This window comes from Desulfosporosinus sp. I2 (genome assembly GCF_000960765.1).
GTDB lineage: Bacteria > Bacillota > Desulfitobacteriia > Desulfitobacteriales > Desulfitobacteriaceae > Desulfosporosinus.
In genome coordinates, this window is sequence record NZ_JYNH01000243.1 from 1 (window position 1) to 2959 (window position 2959).

2 protein-coding genes are annotated in these 2959 nt (G+C 33.9%); both read right to left on the bottom strand.

The genetic code is table 11. The features are described from left to right. Window positions 1-482: 482 nt before the first annotated feature. Complete coding sequence (locus tag UF75_RS25170; protein ID WP_045577260.1) at window positions 483-1700, bottom strand: RNA-directed DNA polymerase; 1218 nt, start codon at window positions 1698-1700, stop codon at window positions 483-485. Window positions 1701-1970: 270 nt separating this feature from the next. Then, window positions 1971-2621, bottom strand: coding sequence for a recombinase family protein (locus UF75_RS25175; protein ID WP_045577261.1), 651 nt, complete (start codon window positions 2619-2621; stop codon window positions 1971-1973). Window positions 2622-2959: the final 338 nt, after the last annotated feature.

The window sequence follows — 2959 nt, forward strand, 5'->3', positions numbered from 1 at the left end:
CTTCATATTCTGCTACCCTTCTATAAAATGTATTCCGCTTCATGCCTAGTAGCTCCATTGCTCGAACTGCTTTAATATTATCGGCTTTCATCTTTTTAAATCTTTGCGAGTTTGTCATTCTCAATACCCTTAGGAGCCAGAGCCACTTATTGCCCCCATATTAAAACGCAGGGGAAAACTCACTGTATAACCATTTTTTCATCTAAAGATTTATGCTTCCATTCATTAATTGCATTTGAGTTGAAAAACTCAATATTATTATCTTTTAAAATTTTAAAAAATTGGATCAGTCACAACATAATCGGAACCAGATACTGAAGGAAGCCATCCTTTAACATTTGCTTCATATGCTAAAAGCCAATTTTCATCATATAACTCTTCAACCTTCATCAAGGCAGCCCAAATACTTACATCCAACCCTTTGTCAATTATCCCTTTATTTTTAAGTTCTAATGCTGCTAAGGCTACAAAGGAATTATCTATTAATGATATTTTTTTGCTACATTTTCATCAACAGCAATATTTAAAGCTCCACATAACCATAATAGCCAAGTCAACTCGAATTCATATCCATACTCTGAATTAAACATTAATGCTTCATGTATAGCTTCTTTAATTTGCGGTGTATTTCCAATTACATCTTTTACAGTTAGCAACATTTCGGAAGCCAATGGTATAGCAGATGGTTCATACATAATCACATTTAAAATAAATGAAACTAGTATTTCTGAATTGGCTCTCAGAAAAGTTAACGACTTAATTCTTGACAACCCAAATTTCAATACTTCATCATCTGGATATTTCTTAGAGTATTCAAATACTTTACTAATATAACTTAACACTTCTTCTGAATTCCTTGGTAATGAATTTAAGACAGATACCCACTGAGGTTCAAGCGGCTCAGGTAGCTTAATGATTTTAGTCTTATATGGGTTTAGTTCTAACTCATATCCCCTAATTATTTTCTGTAATTCACTAAAGGCTTTTTCAGCTTCTGCTAGGCTATTGAAAAACAAAAAATAATCATCAATATATCTAAAGGCGGATCTAAACCTTACCCTACCCTCAACCTCCTTATCCATTGAAGAACATAATATCTCTGATATTAAAAGGGAGGTATCTGGTCCAATCGGAATTCCATTTGTTTGTCCATCTTGGCAACTTTGTATTGCAGTATCAATCTTATTTCCGATAAATGAAGTGTCCCGTTTGTTTGCTTTTGCAACAGATTTACTGTGAATAGCCCACGGAATACTATGGGTATATATGGTTGAATAATATCTAGAAATATCCGTTCTTAACAGATACCTCGAGCTAGTAGAGCTATTAATTATTTTCTCTGATATCTCTGAGAAGCTAAAGTTTCTCGATAACGCTCTTAAAGACCTAGCTCTTATGCTTGGAATTGTTAAAGACATTCTTGAAGTAGAGATAAAACTTCTTAAATTACTCCAATCATCATCAATAACTTTACAAAGTTTTATCTGATGTAAAGGATTAGGTATCGATAATATCCTTCTTGAATGTATGCCTTTTGGCAAGGAATACCTGCAAGGCTTGCTCGTCTTCTGTGGGAAATTTCGAATATTTGTTAGAATAGTATCTAAAATAGTAACCAGTTTGTCAGTTTGAAACCATGGAGTTATTTCTTGGGGGAAAAACCCTTTTCCTATTAGATTCTTCATAAATTCTGATGGCATAATTTTACGCCTCCATTCATTCCAACTTCTAAAAATAGACAAACTGACAATAGCTAAGACAATTTCCATTCATTATTAAGTTTGTAATTTTTTATAGTAAAGAAAGGTACAATTCTTCAAACATCTTACACCTAACTTTCCACAATTCTTTTATTTTTCCTGCATGTATATAATAAAAGACTTGAGTTAGATCATTTATATAATCATGACGATAATCAAAAAAAGAAGAGGCAAGTAAATTTCCTGCACTCTTCTCTTTATTTATTTTCCTTACTTTAACGCTTCATATTGCTTCTTATACCTGTAGAAACTTGGCTTAGTCATACCCAATTGCTTCATACACTCAAAAGGTTTTACTGTTCCTTCTTCAACATCCTTATATGCTTTTGCAAACAACTTGAAGTCTATTGCTTTAGGCCTACCATACTGCTCCCATTCTCCACGCTCTTTCATGGAAGCTATGCCTTCTCTTTGTCTTTTTTCTCTCTTTTGCATTTCAGCATGTGCGAAAGTTGCATACATCTCAACTAGCATATTATTGATTGTGTCCATCATCATTGAAGCCATATCTTGGTCTTTATCATTACTTAGGGATGAATAATTTATCAAAGAAGTTGGTATCTCTAGGATCATCATTCTAACCCCTAAGTTTTTATAGTGTTGTATCTCCTTCAATGTGTCTAATTTGTTTCTACCCAACCTATCTAGCTCTGAGACAATAATGACATCACCTTTATGCTTTGCCATTCTCTTCATGGCTTGATAGTCAGGTCGATTGAAGTTCTTTCCTGTCTGCTGATCACAGAACATTTCATCCAACTCTATATTATGTTCTTGGCAATAATCATTAATGGCTTTGACTCCTCTATCAAGATGCTGTTCCGTCGTTGAGGTTCTATGGTAACCGTATACCTTTGCCATTGACCTACCTCCGTTCAGTTCCATTCACTAAGCAAATTATACCTCATTATTCTCTAAATGTATACTCTTCTACCGAGACTTCTCAATATTATCAATGAACACATTTTGAGTATATAAAATGGACTAAAAACGGTAGGGTCGATATTTATACTTTTTGATACTATAATAAAGCAAAGAGGTAGGGGCTAACCCTACCTTTCTACGTTTTCCGTATATAATCTCCAACCGTGCCGTTATGACTATAGATTTCGATTACGCTTCAAGTCTTGCTGTTCCATACTAGTAACAGATAATCACATCTGTTAAGTTTTGACTATGATTTACGCTAGGCACACAAA